Genomic DNA, 17,769 nt, shown 5'->3' with positions numbered 1-17,769 from the left:
CATCGAGCCGAACCCTGTAGGTCTCCCCTACCCATCCAGCGGAAGTGACACGACTGCTTTCAGCAGGAACTCTCCGTCTTCCGTCGGGTACGCACTCACCTTGCCGCCCACGGCCGCCAGCCGCTCCCCCATGCCCGTCAGCCCGCTGCCCAGGTCCCTGGAGTGCCTCCGTGCCACGCCGTCGTTGCGTACGCTCAGCTCCGCCTCCTGCGCGGTGAAGCGGATCGTGATGTCGCAGAACGTCGCGGTGCTGTGCTTGAGCACGTTGGTCACCGCCTCGCGCACCGCGTAGGCGAACACCGGCGCCACGCCGTCAGGCAGCTCGCCGTGGGGCATACGCAGCTCGCAGCGGACGCCCGCCGCTTCGAGCACTCCTTTCACGCTATTCAGCTCGGCGGCCAAGTCAAGCTCGCGGTAGCCGCGCACGGCCTGCCGCAGCTCTCTGAGCGCCTTCCTGGTCAGGGCGTTCACCTCGGCCATCTCGGCCTTGGCCGCCCCCGCGTCCAGGTCCGACAGCCGTACGGCCAGCTCCGTCTTGACCGCGATCGCGGAGAGCTGGTGCCCCACGAGGTCGTGCAGATCTCTGGCGAAGCGCAGCCGCTCCTCGGCCAGCGCCAGCCGCGTGTGCGCCTCGCGCCCTTCATGAGCCTGTACGGCGAGCGTCCAGATCCAGACCCACATCCTGTTGGACAGCGGCACTATCGCGCCCCACATCCCGTAGAGCAGCGCGCAGAAGACGAGGCCCACGCCCACGGGCAGATCGAAGCCCATGATTGCGGTGCCGGTGGCAACGGACAGGCCGCCGAGCGCGACGCCGACCGCCCACGCGCCCGCCGCCATCGACCAGGACGTGCTCTTGGGGATCTCCAGTGTGGCGACGCCCAACCAGCACATGAGCACGAAACCCCAGCCGAACGGGTCTGCTCCGCCAGCGACCGCCGTGACCAGCGCGAGAACCGCCGCCACCACCACCTGCCTGGTGGGGTAGCGGCGATGGTCCAGCATCTCGCTGAGTAAGCGGGCGCAGCACCACGTGAAGCAGATCGCGGCGATCAGCGCGGGCACGGCGCGCCACCACTGGAACCTTCCGTCGACGATCGAGAGCGCGGTCGCCATGGCGATGAACAACCACATCACGACGAAGTTGGAGATCAGCACCTTCCAGGTGAGGCGGCGTGCCCGCGTGATCTCGTCCATCTACCGCGCGCGCAGCACGTCGCCGAGCTTGAGCCTGGCTCCGGACCGCAGCACGGCCCGCTGGTAGACCTTGGCGCCGAAGCCGAGCACCGCGAGCACGGCCAGCACCATGGCCGCCATCGACGCCCCCGCCTGCCACAGGGGCACCTCGGTCGCGGCCATCCGCACCGGCATGACCATGGAGGAGAACGGCGGCACGTACGACACCACTGTGGCCAGCGTGCCGGTCGGGTCGTTGGTGGCGTAGAAGGCCACGAAGTACGTGATCATGATGGTCAAGGTCAGCGGCGTCATCACGGTGCTCACCTCTTCCTGGCGCGAGACCAGCGAGGCGAACGCGGCCGCCAGCGTGGCGAAGAACGCGTACCCGAGAATGAACCACACCAGGACCCCCGCCACCAGCCCCGGCATCCCGGGTGGGAAGTCGGAGGCGAGCCCGGAGACCGTGGCCGCGCCGAGACCCACGACCAGGATGGTGACCAGGTTGATCAGGCCGACCACACCCAGCCCGATGATCTTGCCGGCGAGCAGCTGCCACGGCCTGAGCGTGGCGAACAGGATCTCCACGATCCTGCTGCTCTTCTCCTCCACCACGCCCATGGCCACCATCGTGACCTGCCCCATGAGCAGCATGAAGAGCACCAGGACGAGCACCACGGCGATCCCGGTGCGGGCCGCCTCATAGCGCGTGTCGGCGCCCACCGACTCCATCTTCAGCGGCGCGATCGACACACCGGCGGCGCCGAGCCTCACCTCGCGGTTGACGCTCTGCAGCAGCACGCCGAGCCGGCTGTCGATCTCGCCGTCCGTCAGCACCCGCGTGCCGCCGACCAGCGCCGCGTCCACGTCCCCGTCGAGCACGGCCCGCTTGGCGGCGGCCTCGTCGGGGAAGCTGCGCCACTCGAACGTCATCTCCGGCGCGGCGGCCTGCAGCGGCAGCTGCTGGGAGTTGACGGTGCCCAGCGTGTACGACTCCGTCCCGCCCATCACCTTGGGCGCGAAGGACACCACCGCCACCAGCAGCGCGGTGATGAGCAGGCCGATCGCGAACGACTTGCTCCGCACCCGGGTGCTGATCTCCCGCCGCGCGACCAGCATCAGCCCGTTCACGCCACGGCCTCCTTGAAGATCTCGGTAAGGGTCGGACGTTCGACCCCGAAGTGCTCGACGCGGCCGGCCTTCACGGCGCGCCGCAGGATCTCCTGGTCGTCGCCGTCGACATCGGTGCAGAGGACGTGCCTGTCGCCGTTCACGGTGACCGTGCCGGGCAGGCCGTCCGCCCAGCCGGGTGCCGGGTCGCGTACGACGACGCGCAGCGTGTTCCCCTCGGCCGCCCGCAGGTCGGCCACCGTCCCCGTGGCCACCATCCGGCCCGCCGAGACGATGCCCACCGAGTCGCACAGCCGCTCGACCAGCTCCAGCTGGTGGCTCGAGAAGATCACCGGAACGCCGCTCCTGCACCGCTCCTGCAGAGCAGTGGCCAGCGCGTCCACCGCGATCGGGTCGAGGCCGGAGAACGGCTCGTCCAGCACCAGCACCTCCGGGTCGTGCACCAGCGCCACGGCCAGCTGCACCCGCTGCTGGTTGCCCAGCGAGAGCGCCTGCACGGCGTCGCCTCTGCGTTCGGTCAGCCCGAGGCGCTCCAGCAACTCATCCGTGGCCTTCTTGGCGGCGGCGGGGCCGAGCCCGTGCAGCCGGCCGAAGTATTCGATCTGCTCGGCGACCCGCATCTTCTGGTAAAGCCCTCGTTCCTCGGGCATGTAGCCGAAGCGCCGCCGGTCGTCGTAGCCGAGCGGCCCGCCCTGCCAGCTCACCGAGCCGGAGTCGGCCTGGAGCACACCCATGACGATGCGCATCGTCGTCGTCTTGCCGGCGCCGTTCGCGCCCACGAACCCGAACATCTCGCCGGGCCGTACCGTGAAGCTGATCCCGTCCAGGGCGACCTTGCCTTCGGGGGCGCCGGGCCCGCCTCCGAAGCGCTTGCGCAGCTCGCTGATCTCGAGCATCAGGTCATCTCCTCTGTCATGGGTCAATCGTGCCGTCGGTGGTGTTCGCCCTGCTAGTCGTGGAAATCACGGCACCGGTATGCATCCCGCGTGCCTTTCCGATGACATTTGTCATTACGCTGATGCCATGACGCGCGCCGACAAGGACAAGCCCGTCGTCCTCTCCCGCATCTACACCCGCGCGGGCGACGACGGCACCACCGCGCTGAGCGACATGAGCAGGGCGTCCAAGACCGATCCCCGGCTGGCCGCCTATGCCGACGTGGAAGAGGCCAACGCCCACCTGGGGCTCGCGCTCTCGTTCGGCACCCTGCCGGCGGAGCTCGTGGAGGTTCTCATCCGGGTCCAGAACGAGCTGTTCGACGTGGGGGCCGACCTGGCCACGCCGGTCGTGGAGAACCCGGAGTTCCCGCCGCTGCGGGTTGAGCAGTCGTACATCGACCGGCTGGAGGAGCAGTGCGACCGCCTCAACGCCGAGCTCAAGCCCCTGCGCAGCTTCGTGCTGCCCGGTGGCGAGCCCGCCACGGCCGCGCTCCACGTGGCCAGGGTGACGGTCCGCAGGGCTGAGCGCACCACGTGGGCGGCCCTCCAGGCTCATGACGACATGAACGCGCTGACGGCGAAATACCTCAACCGCCTGTCGGACCTGCTCTTCATCGCCTGCCGGGTCGCCCACGCGGGCAACGAGATCCTCTGGAAGCCGGGCGGCACCCGCTAATCCCTGACATGAAGGCGGCAGGGTCAGGCGACGTCCAGGTACGCGCTGGGCGGCGCGGACTCCAGCCACGCCAGGAAGCCGGTCAAGGCGTCGGCGCTCATCGCGAGGGAGATCCCCCGGGTCGTGCCCCCGCAGTCGACAGCGAAAAGCCCGCCGTCGATCTCACGGCGGGCGGAAACGACGAGGCCGCGCCTCGCGATCGCGTGGCGCGGCCTCAGTCGGACGCCCAAGAGCGGAATCCAATGGAGCTCTCCGTCGGCGTAGCGGGCTACCCCGCTCTGCCAGCCACGGTCGCCCACGCGGAGCCGACAGGGCACACTGCCGCGCGCGCGGGCCAGCGTGACGCCACGCAGGACGATGAGGGCGGCAAAAGCTACGAGAATCAGAACCGTCGCTACCATGCCGCCCCCCAAAGTTGCTCTGAACCAACAAGAAATCTGCCTGTTGGCCTGCCGCCCCGCTGCTGCGCCTGGTCAAGGCCGCAGTGGCAGTCCACCCAGCAGATTTCTTACTGGTATTAAACCTCTTCGCCCGCCGCGCGGAGCCGGGCCCTGGCACGTTTGACCTCAAGAGCCGCGTCGGCGTCTTCCTGGTTGGCCTCGACCGAGGCCTGGGCCCGGTCGAGAGCGTCGCGGGCAGCCGCGACGTCGACCTCGGAACCGAGCTCGGCCACCTCGGCGAGCACGGACACCTCGTCGTCGGCCACGGAGATGAAGCCACCGTGCACGGCCGCCACGAGGTCGCCCTCGCCCTCCCGCTTCACACGCAGCACGCCGCCCTCGACGAGAACGCCGAGCACAGGTGCGTGTTGCGGCATAATACCGATCTCGCCGTCCACGGTCTTGGCAATCACCATGTCGGCCTCGCCCGACCAGATCTCACGCTCGGGTGAGACAACCCCTACTCGCAGCTTCGCCACTTATGTAGGTTCCTTTCCGATCCGTGGTGGTGCGGCACTGAACACCGCACCACCACCTGGGGCGATTTACCGGCGCTCGAGTTCCTTGGCCTTGGCCACGGCCTGCTCGATGCCACCGACCATGAAGAACGCCTGCTCGGGCAGGTGGTCGTACTCACCCGCGCACAGGCCCTTGAAGGAGGCGATGGTCTCGTCCAGCGGGACGGTCTCGCCCGGCTGGCCGGTGAACGCCTCGGCGGCGTACATCGGGTGCGACAGGAAGCGCTCGATGCGACGGGCCCGCTGGACGGTGACCTTGTCCTCCTCGGACAGCTCGTCGATACCGAGGATCGCGATGATGTCCTGGAGCTCGCGGTACTTCTGCAGGATCCGCTTGGTCTCCTGGGCCACCCGGTAGTGCTCCTCGCCCACGATCTGCGGGTCGAGGATCCGGGAGGTGGAGTCGAGCGGGTCCACCGCGGGGTAGATGCCCTTCTCCGAGATCGGCCGCGAGAGAACGGTCTGCGCGTCGAGGTGCGCGAACGCGTTGTGCGGGGCCGGGTCGGTGATGTCGTCCGCGGGCACGTAGATCGCCTGCATGGAGGTGATCGAGTGACCGCGCGTCGAGGTGATGCGCTCCTGGAGCACACCCATCTCGTCGGCCAGCGTGGGCTGGTAACCCACGGCGGACGGCATACGGCCGAGCAGCGTGGAGACCTCGGAACCGGCCTGCGTGAAGCGGAAGATGTTGTCGATGAACAGCAGCACGTCCTGCTTCTGCACATCGCGGAAGTACTCCGCCATGGTCAGCGCCGACAGGGCGACCCGCAGACGGGTGCCCGGCGGCTCGTCCATCTGACCGAAGACGAGCGCGGTGTCCTTGAGGACGTCCGCCTCCTCCATCTCCAGCCAGAGGTCGTTGCCCTCACGGGTGCGCTCGCCCACACCGGCGAAGCACGAGGTGCCACCGAAGTTACGGGCGACGCGGCGGATCATCTCCTGGATGAGGACGGTCTTGCCCACACCCGCGCCGCCGAACAGACCGATCTTCCCACCCTGCACGTACGGGGTGAGCAGGTCGATGACCTTGATGCCCGTGACGAGCAGCTCGGTGCGCGACTCGAGCTGGTCGAACGGTGGCGACGGACGGTGGATGCCCCACCGCTCCTCGATCTTGAGCGACGCGGTCGGCACGTCGAGCGTCTCGCCCAGCGCGTTCCACACGTGGCCCTTGACGACGTCGCCGACCGGCACCGAGATCGGGGCGCCGGTGTCCTGCACCGCCTGCCCACGGACCAGGCCGTCGGTGGGCTGCATCGAGATGGTCCGGACCAGGTTGTCACCCAGGTGCTGGGCGACCTCCAGGGTCAGGGTCTTGGTCTCCTCGCCGAGGGTCACCTCGACCTTGAGCGCGTTATAGATCTCCGGCATCGCCTCGACGGGGAACTCCACGTCGACGACGGCGCCGGTGACACGTGCCACGCGGCCTGTGCCGGCCGCCGCGGCCTCTACAGTTTCAACAGCCTCTGCAGTCATTTCACTCTTTCCCCGCTGCGGCGTCAGCGAGCGCGTTGGCGCCACCGACGATCTCGCTGATTTCCTGGGTGATCTCGGCCTGGCGAGCCTGGTTCATCTGCTGGGTGAGCACCCGCATCAGCTCGTTGGCGTTATCTGTCGCGGACTTCATCGCGCGCCGCCGCGCGGCCTCCTCGGAGGCCGCGGACTGCAGCAGAGCCGTGAAGATGCGCGACTCCACGTAACGCGGCAGGAGCGACTCCAGCACGTCGGCAGCGGTCGGCTCGAACTCGAAGTACGGCGGGATCGCGGTCGCCTCCGTCGCCTCGGTCTCCTCGACCTCCAGCGGCAGGACACGCTTGACCACGACGTTCTGGGTCAGCATCGAGACGAACTCGGTCGAGACGATGTGGATCTCGTCGATCCCGTTCTCGTCCTTGAACGAGTCGATCAGGGTCTGCGCGATCTCCTTGGCGTCGGCGTAGGCCGGGTTCCTGGAGAAGCCGACCCACTGGCCGCCCATGTCACGACCGCGGAAGGAGTGCCAGGTGACACCCTTGCGCCCGGTGACGAACGGGATCACGGTCAGGCCGCGGCTCTCCAGCAGCCCGCGCAGGGCCTCGGCCTCGCGCAGCACGTTGGCGTTGAAGCCGCCGCAGAACCCGCTGTCGCTGGTGACGACGAGGACGCCCGCCTTGGTGGGGTTCTCCTTCGCCACGGTCAGCGGATGGTCGACGCTGGCCGCGTTGCTCACGACGCCGGTGACGGCGCGAGTGATCTCGCGCTCGTACGGCAGCGCCGCGTGCATCCGCTGCTGCGCCTTCACGATCCGTGAAGAGGCGATGAGCTCCTGGGCGCGCGTGATCTTCGCGGTCGACTTGACCGAGCTGATCCGCCGCCGCAGCAGCCTTAGCTGGGCACCCATGTCCTACTTCTTCTCCGCCGGACGGACGACCTTCTTGATCTTCTCCTGGCCGACCTCCCCGGCCTCCAGCGGCGCCACCGGCTCGTCCTTGACCAGCAGCTCACCCGACGAGGTGGTGAAGCCCTTCTTGAAGTCCGTGATGGCGTCCTTCAGAGAGGTCACCGTGTCGTCCGACAGCTCCCTGGTCTCGCGGATGGTGTCGAAGATGCCCTTGTGCGAGGACTGGATGTAGTCCAGGAACTCCTGCTCGAAGCGGCGGACGTCCTCGATCGGCACGTCGTCCAGCTCGCCCGTGGTGCCGGCCCAGATCGAGGCCACCTCGCGCTCCAGCGAGAACGGGCTGTACTGGGGCTGCTTGAGCAGCTCGACCAGCCGCTGACCGCGCTCCAGCTGAGCCTTGGAGGCGGCGTCCAGGTCGGAGGCGAAGGCCGCGAAGGCCTCCAGGTCACGGTACTGCGAAAGGGACAGACGCAGCGTGCCAGCGACCTTCCGCATGGCCTTGGCCTGCGCGGAGCCACCGACTCGGGACACCGAGACGCCGACGTTGATGGCGGGCCGCACACCGGCGTTGAACAGGTCGGTCTCGAGGAAGACCTGGCCGTCGGTGATGGAGATGACGTTGGTCGGGATGAACGCCGAGACGTCGTTGCCCTTGGTCTCGATGACCGGCAGGCCGGTCATGGAGCCACCGCCCATGTCGTCGGAGAGCTTGGCACAGCGCTCCAGCAGACGGGAGTGGAGGTAGAACACGTCACCGGGGAAGGCCTCACGGCCCGGCGGGCGACGCAGCAGCAGCGAGACGGCGCGGTAGGCGTCCGCCTGCTTGGTCAGGTCGTCGAAGACGATCAGGACGTGCTTGCCCTGGTACATCCAGTGCTGACCGATCGCCGAGCCGGCGTACGGCGCGATGTACTTGTAACCAGCGGGGTCGGAGGCAGGGGCGGCGACGATGGTGGTGTACTCCATCGCGCCGGCCTCCTCCAGGCGGGCGCGCACCTGCGCGATGGTCGAGCCCTTCTGGCCGACCGCGACGTAGACGCAGCGGACCTGCTTGGTCGGGTCGCCGGAGGCCCAGTTCTCGCGCTGGTTGAGGATCGTGTCGACGGCGATCGCCGTCTTGCCGGTGCCGCGGTCACCGATGATCAGCTGGCGCTGACCACGGCCGATCGCGGTCATGGCGTCGATCGCCTTGATGCCGGTGGCCAGCGACTCCTTCACGGGCTGCCGCTGGACGACGGTGGGGGCCTGAAGCTCGAGGGCACGAATGGCCTCGGCCTCGATGGCGCCCTTGCCGTCGAGCGGGTTGCCCAGGGGGTCGACCACGCGGCCGAGGAAGTTGTCGCCGACGGGCACGGACAGGACCTCGCCCGTCCGACGGACCGTCTGGCCCTCCTCGATGCCGCTGAAGTCGCCCAGGACCACGGCACCGATCTCGCGGGTGTCGAGGTTAAGTGCCAGGCCGCGCGTGCCGTTCTCGAACTCGAGCAGCTCGTTAGCCATCGCCGAGGGAAGGCCGGAGACATGGGCGATGCCGTCGCCGGCGTCGACGACGGTCCCGATCTCCTCGCGCGCGGCGCCTTCCGGTTCGTACGCCTGGACGAAGCGCTCAAGCGCGTCCCGGATCTCGTCCGGCCGGATCGTAAGCTCCGCCATCTCTACTCTGTCTCCCTATTCGCCTAGCCGGCCAACCGGCGGCGGACTTCTTCGATTCGTCCCACAATGGTGGTGTCGATGATCTCGTCGCCGATGCGGACCGAGAACCCACCGAGCACTCGCTTGTCCACCTCGACGTTCAGGTGCACGTCACGGCCGTAGGAGGAGCTCAGCCACGCCGCCAGGCGCTGCTTCTGCCCCTCGGTCAGCTCGACCGCGCTGCGCACCACCGCCACGAGGCGCCGGCGCTGCGCGGCCACGAGGTGACCGGCCTCCTCCAGCCCTGCTTCCAGGCTACGCCCGCGCGGATGCACCGCGACCTGCGTGATCAGGCGCAGGGTGGTCGGAGCCACCTTGCCGCCGAGCAGGTCGCGCAGCAGCTGCTCCTTGCCCGACGCGGGCGCCGCCTGGTCGGCGAGCGCACGGCGCAGGTCGGGGTTGGCGGCGACGACGCGGCCGAAGCGGAAGAGCTCGTCCTCCACGTCGTCGAGCCTGGACTGGCTCTCCGCCTCAGCGGCCGCGGCGACGACGCCGAGCCGCTCGAGCACGTCGGCCAGGTCACCGGCGCGCGACCACCTGGCCGCGACCGCGGCCTCGGTGGTGGCCAGCGCCGCCTCGTTGACCTTGCCCCCGAGCAGCGCGCGCACGGTGCCCGCCTTCTGCTCGGCGGGCCTGGCCGGGTCGGACAGGGCGCGGCGCAGGCCGTGCTCCCGGTCGAGCAGGTCCGCGACCGCGAACAGCTCGTCGGAGAGCGCACCGAGGTCGGCACTGCCTGCGACCGCGTTGAAGCGCTCCTCGACCTCGGCCAGCGACGTCCTGCTCAGACCCCTCATTAGCGCACCGCCTGCGGCGAGGACTCGAGCTCGTCGAGGAACCGGTCGACGATGCGGCTCTGCCGGACCTCGTCCTCAAGGGACTCGCCGACGATGCGGCCGGCCAGATCGGTCGACAGGCGACCGATCTCGGCGCGGAGCTGCGAGAAGGCGGCCTGGCGGTCCGCCTCGATCTGCGCGTGGGCCGCCTCGACGAGACGGCGGGCCTCGGCCTGCGCCTCCTCGCGGAGCTCGGCCTTGATCTGCGCGGCCTGCTCGCGAGCCTCCTCGCGGAGCCGGGCCGCCTCGTGCCTGGCCTCGGCGAGCTGGTCGCGGTACTGCTGCTGCAGGGCCTGCGCCTCGGCCTGGGCCTCCTCGGCCCGCTTGATGCCGCCCTCGATCGCGTCGGTCCGCTCAGCCAACGTCTTCTGGATGCGCGGCATGAGGATCTTGCCGACGACGAAGAGGATGACGAAGAACGAGAAGATACCGACGACGAGCTCGTAGGCGTGCGGAATGAGAGGGTTGCCGGCCCCCTCCTCGGCGAGGAGCGTAGCTGCCATGTACGTCATGAGTGCAGCCTTTCGTCAGAAGGGGTATCAGCCCTGGGCGCCGATTCCCTGGAAGATGAACGGCGCGACCAGACCGATCAGGGCGAGGGCCTCGGTGAGAACGAAGCCCAGGAGCATGTTCTGGCGGATCAGGCCGTACGCCTCCGGCTGGCGGGCGATGGCCTGCACGCCCTGGCCGAAGATGATGCCGACGCCGATGCCGGGGCCGATGGCGGCGAGACCGTAACCGATGGCGGTGACGTTGCCGGAGACCTCAGCGAGAACGCTCATTACTGTTATTCCTTTACTGGACGGCCGGTGAAGCGGAGTCCTCACCGGTCATGGATATTCCGGTATGTGGGTTCTCAGTGCTCTGGGTGCAGCGAGCCGCCGATGTACATGGCGGCCAGCATCGCGAACAGGAACGCTTGCAGGAACTGGATGAACATCTCGAAGCCCGTGAGGATGATGGTCATGACCACGCCGATCACGCCCACCCCGGCGCCGAGCGGCGTCAGCTTCTCGAAGAGGAACCAGAAGCCGACCATGCTGAAGAAGGCCAGCAGCATGTGGCCGGCGAACATGTTGGCGAAGAGTCGGACCGCGTGCGTGAACGGCGCGATGATCAGGTTCGACAGGAACTCGATCGGCGACAGCAGCACGTAGATCGGCTTCGGCAGCCCAGGGGGGAACATCATGTTCTTGAAGTAGCCGAGCGCTCCCTGGTGCTTCATGCCCAGGTAGACCTTGAGCACGTAGATCGAGAGCGCGAGCACGGCCGGGAAGGCGATGTGCGAGGCCACCGGGAACTGGAGTATCGGGATGACACCCATGATGTTCCAGAGGAGGACCGTGAAGAAGAGCGTCACCAGCAGGCCCATCCACCGGTCGGCGTCCTTGCCCAGGAAGGGCCGGGCGACCTGGTCGCGGACGAACATGTAGCCGTATTCGGCGACGTTCTGGACGCCCCTCGGCACAACCTTGGGGTTGGCGAAGGCCGCCCAGAGGAAGCCGACCACGACGATCACGGACAGGATCGCGAGAAGAACCGGCTTGGTGAACCAGTCCACCCCCGGAATGATGGGGGGAAGATTGAACAGCTCTTCCGGAGTCGGTGCCCCGAACTGGTCGGATGGCGGAGCGAGGAGCGTCAGCGTACTCACGCGGCGTTCCCTTCAACGTGGTAGTGGATCACAAGAGTTTCCTCAGCGAAGTGATCGCTGTGTCGGGCTAGCGACCGAACTTCCGGTAGACCAGATAGCCGGAGAGCACAACCCCAAGAACGACGCCTATGGGGAAGAGCGCGGACAGGCCCAACCACCGGTCCAGCAACCACCCGAGGCCGCCGTAGAAGGCCATCCCTGCAAGCAGATAGCTGGGGACTGACCACATGGCGTCGGCGAAGTCGCGACCGTCTTCTTCGGGTCGGCGTTTCTGTGCGCTCATCGCGGCCTTGACAATAGCAGGCAAGTAGAGGACTAGTCATATCGGACCCCGTCCCTTTACCTGCTTTCATGAGTCGCCCTTCCCGGGGACCCTGGCTTCGGGGTCGACGTAGAGCATCTTGGTCTTCATGAACGCGCGCACTTCGAAGCCCGTCCAGACGAGCGTGCAGACCACGACCGACCAGGCGAAAGTCTGGGTGTTCCAGGCCGTGGTGTCGCGGAAGGAGACCAGCACGGCCATGATGGCGATCACCTTGACGAGATAGCTGACCATCGCCGCGATCGCCATCATCTGGGGGGAAACCCGTGCGGCATAGGACACCGCTACCACGCTGATGCTGAAGAAAACCCCGACGAGCAGAGCTCCGATGGCCGCGCCCAGCGCTCCCTTGCCGCCACTCGTCAGGAGCGAGACGGCCACGGCGACCACCCCGACCAGCGAGGTCGGAATCGCGGCGCTCTTGAGTACGCGCACGTCGTTGGCCTGCATTGATGCTCCATCAGCAAATTGTCAAGCGAGCGTTTGCTACCTCCAGAGCCGGTGCATCTGGAGTCCCTGCTCGTGAAAGATATCACAAGCTCACGGAAGACCGCTTTTACCTGCCGTTTCTAGTTCGCGATCAAGAACGGCTCGGAAAGGCCGGAATGACCGGTTTTCCCTCGGCGCTTGCGCGCTCCTGCGAGGGGCCGCCGGAGGGCGGCGTCTGCCGCTTGACCTGGGGATCCTGCGGCAGGATCGGCAGGATCGGCGGCATCGGGCCGGTGGGCGGACCGCCGTCGTCGTCGGGATCGTCGGGCGTCGCGGCGTGCGCACCGCCCCTGCCCCGCCAGCGCGGCATCGCCATCAGGATCAGCACGGCGATCGCGAGGACGATGACCGCGGGGAAGATCAGGACGGGCACGCCGACCCAGGACAGGCCCACGACGAGGAACGAGAACAGGAACGTCCACGCGTACATGATCAGCACGGAACGCCGGTGCGAGTGGCCGATGTCCATCAGCCGGTGGTGCAGGTGACCGCGGTCGGGCGCGAAGGGAGACAGGCCCTGTGACGTGCGCCGTACGACCGCGGTTATCAGGTCGATGAGCGGCAGCACCAGGACGGCCGCCGGGATCAGCAGCGGGACCACCACCGGGAACTCGTTCATGTCCGAGATCGCCGTGGTGTCGACCGGCGTCACGGTGACGATCGAGGAGGCGAGCACCAGTCCGATCAGCATGGCCCCGGTGTCACCCATGAAGATCTTCGCGGGATGGAAGTTGTGCGGGAGGAAGCCCAGGCACGTGCCGATGAGGACGGCGACGATGGCCGCCGTGGCGGTGATGTTACTCCCGGAGATCTTCTGCGAGATGATGATCGAATAGACCCACGTGGCCATGGCCGCGATGCACACGATCCCGGCCGCCAGCCCGTCGAGCCCGTCGACGAAGTTGACCGCGTTGATCGTCACCACCACGACCAGGATGGTGATGACCGTGCTGAGCGTGTAGTCGACGCTGGTCGGGCCGCCCCATGCCTCGGGCAGCGGGATGGAGGTCAGCCGCATATTGAAGAAGACCAGCACCCCGGCCGCCGCGACCTGCCCGGCGAGCTTGATGAAGGCGTCCATGCCCCACCAGTCGTCGAGGAAGCCGGTGAACGTGATGAGCCCGCCCGCGATGATCAGGGCGGCCACGGGTTGGGCGCCGGTGCCCGCCAGCGCCTCGCTCGAATGGGTGAGCTGGCCGGCCAGCAGCAACCCCACGACCAGCCCGCCGTACATGGCCAGGCCGCCCAATCTGGGCGTCGGCGTGGTGTGCACGTCACGATCGCGAATCTCCGGCATGGCGCCGATGCGGATGGCAAAGCGGCGCACCAGCGGAACCAGCAGGTACGTGACCGCCGCCGATATGAGCGCCATGAACAGGTATTCGCGCACGAACCTAGTTTCCCGGATCCTCCGGCCTGCTGAGGCCGGAAAACGACACAGACCCGCTTAATATTCGCTGAGATATGGCTGATGGATGGCCAGAAGCGCCGAGACTCTTTCCCGAATCTCCTCGGCTGTGCCGGGCTGGCGCACTGCCCTGGTCACCAGGGTGCCCACCTCCTTCAGCTCCTCGGAGCCCATGCCCTGGGTGGTCACGCACGGCGTGCCGACCCGGATCCCCGACGTGACGGCCGGCGGCTCGGGATCGTACGGGATCACGTTCCGGTTGAGCGTGATCCCCGCGCGGGCGCACCTGCGCTCGGCCTCGGCGCCGGACACGTCCAGGTCACGCAGGTCGATCAGGGCCAGATGGGTGTCCGTGCCGCCGGACACGGCCCGCATCCCCTCCCCCGCCAGCGCTTCCGCCAGCGCCCGCGCGTTCACGACCACGCGTCTGGCGTAGTCGGCGAACTCCGGCCGCATCGCCTCCGCGAACGCCACCGCCTTGGCCGCCACCACGTGCATCAGCGGCCCGCCCTGGATGAACGGGTACACCGCCCGGTCGATCTTCGGGGCCAGCTCCTCCGTGCACAGGATGGCCCCGCCGCGCGGCCCGCGCAGCGCCTTGTGGGTGGTGAGCGTCACGACGTCCGCGTGCGGCACCGCCGACGGGATCGCGCCGCCCGCCATCAGCCCGATCGTGTGCGCGACGTCGGCCAGCAGCCAGGCCCCCACCTCGTCCGCGATGCAGCGGAAGACCGTGAAGTCGATCAGTCTCGGGTACGACGTGGCGCCGCACACGATGAGCTTGGGCTGGTGCCGCAGGGCCAGGTCCCTGACTTCGTCGTAGTCGATGAGCTCGGTGTCGCGTCGCACCCCGTACGACACGACGTTGAACCATCTTCCCGAGAAGTTCACCTTGGAGCCGTGGGTGAAATGGCCGCCGTGCGACAGGGCCATGGCCAGCATCGTGTCGCCGGGCTGCAGCAGTGCGGCATAGGCGGCGAGGTTCGCCGAGGCGCCGGAGTGCGGCTGGACGTTGGCGTGCTCGGCCCCGAACAGCTCGCGCGCCCGCTGCACCGCCAGCCGCTCGGCCCGGTCCACGACCTCGCAGCCGCCGTAGTAGCGCCTGCCCGGGTAACCCTCGGCGTACTTGTTGGTGAGGGTCGAGCCCATCGCGGCCAGGACGGCGGGCGAGGTGAAGTTCTCGCTCGCGACCAGCTGGAGGTTGCCCCGCTGCCGGTCCAGCTCGTCGAGCAGCACCTGTGCGAGCTCCGGGTCCTGCTTCCGCAGGAGCCCGAAGTCGGGGCCGTAGTAGGGTTCTCCACCCATTTCCCCACTGTACGACCTGATGTCCGTTTCACCCAGCCTCAGGGGGTGGCGCGCGCCTGGTGTGCGCTACTGGAACGCATGGGGCGCGTTGGCCGTGGTCGGGATCCATCTGGGGGTGTCGGCCGCCTCGTCGCTGATGGTCGTCAGCACGTTGTGGCGGTAGACGGCGAGCCTGTTGCGCCACTCGCGGATGTCCTGGACATAGCGCTCCCCCACGGGGGCGTCCCACGTCTGAGGGCTCTTGGCCAGGCCGTACGCCTTGTCAAGCGCCGTTCTGAGTGCCTCCAGCTGGGGCAGGACGGTGTTCCACGCCACGACCAGGCGCTGGTAGTCGGGGTTGAACTCCCAGGCCCTCTGCGGGTCGTCCAGGGCTCCTGAGGCGCTGACCGGCGGGGTCTCGTTGGGGTCCCTTGGCTTGGGCGCCGGGGGGTCGACGTACATCACGCGCTCCTTTCCGGCGTGCCCGGGTCGATCTCGCCCTGCGGGCCGTCCGGCCGGATGTCCCTGGGGGCCCACTCGCCCCTGCCGTACTCGCCCGGCGGGACCTCGACCGAGGGCATGTCGAGGGGCTGGATGTCGCGGTGGTGCTCCACGACCGTCCCCAGCGCGTCCAGGCCGGGCGGTGTGACGTCCGCGGAGACGACGTCGCTGCCGTCGTTCGCCCAGGCGGCGACGTTCGATGCCGCGGTGTCCGGCCCGTACGCGATCTGCATCTGGATCGAGGGGTTGGTCGGCGGGACGGAGACGGGCGCCCCTCGGCCTCCCGTCGTCTGGCCGTCCTTCTGGCCGGCCCCGTCGCTCGAGGGGCTGTCGGGTGTGGTGCTTCCCGGGGTGGTGTCGCCGTTGGAGGCGCAGGCGTCGTCGTTCGTGCCGGCGGTGGGGGCCGTGCCGTCCGTCGGTGTGGTGTCGTGGCCGGACGTCTCCGACAGGCCCGGCATGTCCAGCGGTGGGATCTCGCGGTGGTGGCCCACCACCGTCTTCAGCGCGTCCGGGCCGGGCGGGTCGGTGTCGGCGGAGACCACGTCGCTGCCGTCGTTCGCCCAGGCGTTGACGTCGGCGGCGTGGGTGGTCGCGGTGTCGGCGGGGAGGTGCGGCATGTCCGCCGGTTGCACCTTGTCGGTGTCCTTGAGCAGGTCCTCCAGTTGCTCGGCCGTGGGCGGGTCGATGGGGATCTGCAGGACCTTGACGCCGTCGACCTCCACGATCTGCGGCTTGGTCACGTCCTGGTGGTCCTTGGCCTCGGTGCCGGCCGCGCCGCCGTCGGCCTCGGCGCCGCGGTCGCGCCGGCTGTCCAGGTCGTCGTCCTTAGGCTGGTCAGCGGGCAGGTCGACGGACTGGTCACCGGTCCTGCGGTCGGTCCCGGTGTCCTGGTCGGTCCCGGTGTCCTGGCCGGTCCCTGTGTCCTTGGCGCCGTCGCACGCCTTCCCGTCACCATCGGCATCCGTCTTGCCGTCGGCGTCAGCTTTGGGCTGGTCGCCGGTCTTGCCGTCAGCGTCAGCTTTGGGCTGATCGCCGGTCTTGCCGTCAGCGTCAGCTTTGGGCTGGTCGCCCGTCTTGCCGTCAGCGTCAGCTTTGGGCTGATCGCCCGTCTTCCCGTCAGCGTCCGCCTTGGGCTGGTCACCCGTCTTGCCATCAGCATCTGCTTTGGGCTGATCGCCCGTCTTCCCGTCAGCATCTGGCTTGGGGCCGTCCCCGGTCCTGGTCTCCTCGCCCGTCTTGGTGTCGTCGTTCTTCGGCGGAGTCCCGTCGGACCGCGGATTGTCGTACTTGTTCTGGTCCCCGCGCACGTCCTTGGGCTCGTCGCCCCGCGGCTGGTCGACCCGTTTCTCCAGCGCCCCGAGCCGGACGTTGACGTCCTTGACCATCGTGTCGGCCGCCTCCGCGACCTGGACGGGACGGTGGGTGGTCACGGCGGACAGCCCGGCCCGGTGCATGGCGAGCCTGACCCGGTCCTCGGCCGCGCGCAGCTGCGTGGCCGCGTGTTTCACCTCGGCCAGCAGGTCGCGGACCAGCTTGGGATCCATGCCGTCGAACTTGCCCATGGGCCACTCCCGGACGTAATCGCCGCTCCGGGGCTCACCGTAATGTCGGCCGGAGCGCGATCGCAGCCGGGATAAGCAGACGGTATACGTCAGTCCTCGGTGGCGACGTACCCGATGATGCCGCGCAGCTTCTCCACCGGGATCGCCCCGCGACGCAGCAGCCTGGGCACGGCCGTGGTGAGGTCGAGGATGGTGGAGGGCGTGTTGTCGGTGGTCTTGCCGCCGTCGAGGTAGACGTCGACCGAATCCCCGAGCTGCTCCTCCGCCTCGTCCGCCGTGGTGGCGGCGGGGGCGCCGGAGCGGTTGGCGCTGGAGACGGCCATGGGGCCGGTCTCCTTGAGCAGGTCGAGCGCCACCGGGTGGAGCGGCATGCGTACGGCCACCGTGCCCTTGGTCTCCCCCAGGTCCCAGGAGAGGGCCCTGTTGGCCTTGCAGATGAGCGTGAGCGGCCCGGGCCAGAAGGCGTCTATCAAGTCCTGCCCGTACGGCCCGAGGTCGTCTATGAGCGCTGTGGCGGCTCTGACGGTGCCCACGAGCACGGGCGGCGGCATCTCGCGGCCCCGGCCCTTGGCGTCGAGCAGCGCGGTGACCGCCGACGGCGTGAAGGCGTCGGCGCCGATGCCGTAGACGGTGTCGGTCGGCAGCACCACAAGGTCGCCACGGCGCACGGCCGATGCGGCCTCCATCAGGCCAACAGTACGTTGCTCCAGGTCGGAGCAGTCAAAACGTCTGGACACGTTCTTATCGCCTCGCTCCCGCTCGCAT

At 68.5% G+C, this 17,769-nt stretch carries 20 protein-coding genes; 1 reads left to right on the top strand and 19 read right to left on the bottom strand.

Features of this window, described 5'->3' with window-relative positions:
* Nucleotides 1–27: 27 nt before the first annotated feature.
* From AB0J64_RS06530 to AB0J64_RS06520, 3 genes are read right to left on the bottom strand one after another with little or no spacing between them, the layout of a single operon-like run.
* Nucleotides 28–1,197: a histidine kinase gene (locus AB0J64_RS06530; RefSeq protein WP_364021635.1), complete on the bottom strand. Its 1,170-nt coding sequence runs from the start codon at nucleotides 1,195–1,197 to the stop codon at nucleotides 28–30.
* Nucleotides 1,198–2,307, bottom strand: coding sequence for an ABC transporter permease (locus AB0J64_RS06525; protein ID WP_364021632.1), 1,110 nt, complete (start codon nucleotides 2,305–2,307; stop codon nucleotides 1,198–1,200).
* On the bottom strand, nucleotides 2,304–3,203 hold the full coding sequence (locus AB0J64_RS06520) for an ATP-binding cassette domain-containing protein (protein WP_364021629.1): 900 nt from the start codon (nucleotides 3,201–3,203) through the stop codon (nucleotides 2,304–2,306). Before AB0J64_RS06520 ends, AB0J64_RS06525 begins: the two co-directional genes overlap by 4 nt.
* A 127-nt stretch (nucleotides 3,204–3,330) precedes the next feature.
* Between AB0J64_RS06520 and AB0J64_RS06515 the strand changes: the two genes are divergently transcribed.
* Entirely contained in the window at nucleotides 3,331–3,921 is a 591-nt protein-coding gene (locus AB0J64_RS06515; RefSeq protein WP_364021626.1) for a cob(I)yrinic acid a,c-diamide adenosyltransferase, read from the top strand.
* A gap of 23 nt (nucleotides 3,922–3,944) precedes the next feature.
* On the opposite strand, the gene AB0J64_RS06510 is transcribed toward AB0J64_RS06515, so the two are convergent.
* The 16 genes from AB0J64_RS06510 to AB0J64_RS06435 all read right to left on the bottom strand — a co-directional run bounded on the left by AB0J64_RS06510 (nucleotide 3,945) and on the right by AB0J64_RS06435 (nucleotide 17,690).
* A complete protein-coding gene (locus AB0J64_RS06510) occupies nucleotides 3,945–4,322 on the bottom strand; it encodes a DUF2550 domain-containing protein (protein ID WP_344987082.1) in 378 nt (125 codons plus the stop codon).
* A gap of 116 nt (nucleotides 4,323–4,438) precedes the next feature.
* On the bottom strand, nucleotides 4,439–4,840 hold the full coding sequence (locus tag AB0J64_RS06505) for a F0F1 ATP synthase subunit epsilon (protein ID WP_344987083.1): 402 nt from the start codon (nucleotides 4,838–4,840) through the stop codon (nucleotides 4,439–4,441).
* A gap of 66 nt (nucleotides 4,841–4,906) precedes the next feature.
* Nucleotides 4,907–6,355 (bottom strand): F0F1 ATP synthase subunit beta, encoded by a 1,449-nt coding sequence (gene atpD / locus AB0J64_RS06500; RefSeq protein WP_364021621.1) that lies wholly within the window; start codon nucleotides 6,353–6,355, stop codon nucleotides 4,907–4,909.
* Between the two features lies 1 nt (nucleotide 6,356).
* Nucleotides 6,357–7,259 (bottom strand): F0F1 ATP synthase subunit gamma, encoded by a 903-nt coding sequence (locus AB0J64_RS06495; RefSeq protein ID WP_364021618.1) that lies wholly within the window; start codon nucleotides 7,257–7,259, stop codon nucleotides 6,357–6,359.
* Between the two features lie 3 nt (nucleotides 7,260–7,262).
* Complete coding sequence (atpA, locus tag AB0J64_RS06490) at nucleotides 7,263–8,912, bottom strand: F0F1 ATP synthase subunit alpha (protein WP_364021615.1); 1,650 nt, start codon at nucleotides 8,910–8,912, stop codon at nucleotides 7,263–7,265.
* A 23-nt stretch (nucleotides 8,913–8,935) separates the two neighbouring features.
* The gene (locus AB0J64_RS06485) at nucleotides 8,936–9,745 is read right to left on the bottom strand and encodes a F0F1 ATP synthase subunit delta (RefSeq protein ID WP_364021613.1); all 810 of its coding nucleotides are present in this window, start codon (nucleotides 9,743–9,745) and stop codon (nucleotides 8,936–8,938) included.
* Nucleotides 9,745–10,287 (bottom strand): F0F1 ATP synthase subunit B, encoded by a 543-nt coding sequence (locus AB0J64_RS06480; protein WP_364021610.1) that lies wholly within the window; start codon nucleotides 10,285–10,287, stop codon nucleotides 9,745–9,747. Before AB0J64_RS06480 ends, AB0J64_RS06485 begins: the two co-directional genes overlap by 1 nt.
* Before the next feature lie 36 nt (nucleotides 10,288–10,323).
* Nucleotides 10,324–10,566, bottom strand: a complete 243-nt coding sequence (gene atpE / locus AB0J64_RS06475) for an ATP synthase F0 subunit C (protein ID WP_364021607.1) — start codon at nucleotides 10,564–10,566, stop codon at nucleotides 10,324–10,326.
* 74 nt (nucleotides 10,567–10,640) lie between these two features.
* On the bottom strand, nucleotides 10,641–11,438 hold the full coding sequence (gene atpB / locus AB0J64_RS06470) for a F0F1 ATP synthase subunit A (RefSeq protein WP_364021604.1): 798 nt from the start codon (nucleotides 11,436–11,438) through the stop codon (nucleotides 10,641–10,643).
* Between the two features lie 67 nt (nucleotides 11,439–11,505).
* On the bottom strand, nucleotides 11,506–11,721 hold the full coding sequence (locus tag AB0J64_RS06465; RefSeq protein WP_357612864.1) for an AtpZ/AtpI family protein: 216 nt from the start codon (nucleotides 11,719–11,721) through the stop codon (nucleotides 11,506–11,508).
* Nucleotides 11,722–11,787: 66 nt separating this feature from the next.
* On the bottom strand, nucleotides 11,788–12,210 hold the full coding sequence (locus AB0J64_RS06460; RefSeq protein ID WP_364021601.1) for a hypothetical protein: 423 nt from the start codon (nucleotides 12,208–12,210) through the stop codon (nucleotides 11,788–11,790).
* Nucleotides 12,211–12,340: 130 nt separating this feature from the next.
* Nucleotides 12,341–13,639, bottom strand: a complete 1,299-nt coding sequence (locus AB0J64_RS06455; RefSeq protein WP_364021598.1) for an MraY family glycosyltransferase — start codon at nucleotides 13,637–13,639, stop codon at nucleotides 12,341–12,343.
* Nucleotides 13,640–13,696: 57 nt separating this feature from the next.
* Complete coding sequence (glyA, locus tag AB0J64_RS06450; protein ID WP_364021595.1) at nucleotides 13,697–14,962, bottom strand: serine hydroxymethyltransferase; 1,266 nt, start codon at nucleotides 14,960–14,962, stop codon at nucleotides 13,697–13,699.
* A 66-nt stretch (nucleotides 14,963–15,028) separates the two neighbouring features.
* Nucleotides 15,029–15,403, bottom strand: coding sequence for a hypothetical protein (locus AB0J64_RS06445; protein WP_344987094.1), 375 nt, complete (start codon nucleotides 15,401–15,403; stop codon nucleotides 15,029–15,031).
* A complete protein-coding gene (locus AB0J64_RS06440; RefSeq protein WP_364021590.1) occupies nucleotides 15,403–17,004 on the bottom strand; it encodes a hypothetical protein in 1,602 nt (533 codons plus the stop codon). The genes AB0J64_RS06445 and AB0J64_RS06440 overlap by 1 nt, the downstream gene beginning before the upstream one ends.
* Nucleotides 17,005–17,093: 89 nt before the next feature.
* Nucleotides 17,094–17,690, bottom strand: a complete 597-nt coding sequence (locus AB0J64_RS06435; RefSeq protein ID WP_364021587.1) for an L-threonylcarbamoyladenylate synthase — start codon at nucleotides 17,688–17,690, stop codon at nucleotides 17,094–17,096.
* Between the last annotated feature and the right edge of the window lie 79 nt (nucleotides 17,691–17,769).

The sequence above is a fragment of the Nonomuraea sp. NPDC049695 genome (genome assembly GCF_040674955.1).
In the GTDB taxonomy this organism is placed as follows: domain Bacteria; phylum Actinomycetota; class Actinomycetes; order Streptosporangiales; family Streptosporangiaceae; genus Nonomuraea; species Nonomuraea helvata.
This window is presented reverse-complemented; position numbering and strand designations above follow the sequence as displayed.

Coding starts and splice junctions, on each gene's coding strand:
- AB0J64_RS06510 (WP_344987082.1), bottom strand. CDS start 4,322: ATGGTAGCGACGGTTCTGATTCTCGTAGCTTTTGCCGCCCTCATCGTC.
- AB0J64_RS06435 (WP_364021587.1), bottom strand. CDS start 17,690: ATGGAGGCCGCATCGGCCGTGCGCCGTGGCGACCTTGTGGTGCTGCCG.
- AB0J64_RS06515 (WP_364021626.1), top strand. CDS start 3,331: ATGACGCGCGCCGACAAGGACAAGCCCGTCGTCCTCTCCCGCATCTAC.
- atpA (WP_364021615.1), bottom strand. CDS start 8,912: ATGGCGGAGCTTACGATCCGGCCGGACGAGATCCGGGACGCGCTTGAG.
- AB0J64_RS06445 (WP_344987094.1), bottom strand. CDS start 15,403: ATGTACGTCGACCCCCCGGCGCCCAAGCCAAGGGACCCCAACGAGACC.
- AB0J64_RS06460 (WP_364021601.1), bottom strand. CDS start 12,210: ATGCAGGCCAACGACGTGCGCGTACTCAAGAGCGCCGCGATTCCGACC.
- AB0J64_RS06440 (WP_364021590.1), bottom strand. CDS start 17,004: ATGGGCAAGTTCGACGGCATGGATCCCAAGCTGGTCCGCGACCTGCTG.
- atpE (WP_364021607.1), bottom strand. CDS start 10,566: ATGAGCGTTCTCGCTGAGGTCTCCGGCAACGTCACCGCCATCGGTTAC.
- AB0J64_RS06520 (WP_364021629.1), bottom strand. CDS start 3,203: ATGCTCGAGATCAGCGAGCTGCGCAAGCGCTTCGGAGGCGGGCCCGGC.
- AB0J64_RS06465 (WP_357612864.1), bottom strand. CDS start 11,721: ATGAGCGCACAGAAACGCCGACCCGAAGAAGACGGTCGCGACTTCGCC.
- AB0J64_RS06530 (WP_364021635.1), bottom strand. CDS start 1,197: ATGGACGAGATCACGCGGGCACGCCGCCTCACCTGGAAGGTGCTGATC.
- glyA (WP_364021595.1), bottom strand. CDS start 14,962: ATGGGTGGAGAACCCTACTACGGCCCCGACTTCGGGCTCCTGCGGAAG.
- atpD (WP_364021621.1), bottom strand. CDS start 6,355: ATGACTGCAGAGGCTGTTGAAACTGTAGAGGCCGCGGCGGCCGGCACA.
- AB0J64_RS06480 (WP_364021610.1), bottom strand. CDS start 10,287: ATGGCAGCTACGCTCCTCGCCGAGGAGGGGGCCGGCAACCCTCTCATT.
- AB0J64_RS06485 (WP_364021613.1), bottom strand. CDS start 9,745: ATGAGGGGTCTGAGCAGGACGTCGCTGGCCGAGGTCGAGGAGCGCTTC.
- AB0J64_RS06495 (WP_364021618.1), bottom strand. CDS start 7,259: ATGGGTGCCCAGCTAAGGCTGCTGCGGCGGCGGATCAGCTCGGTCAAG.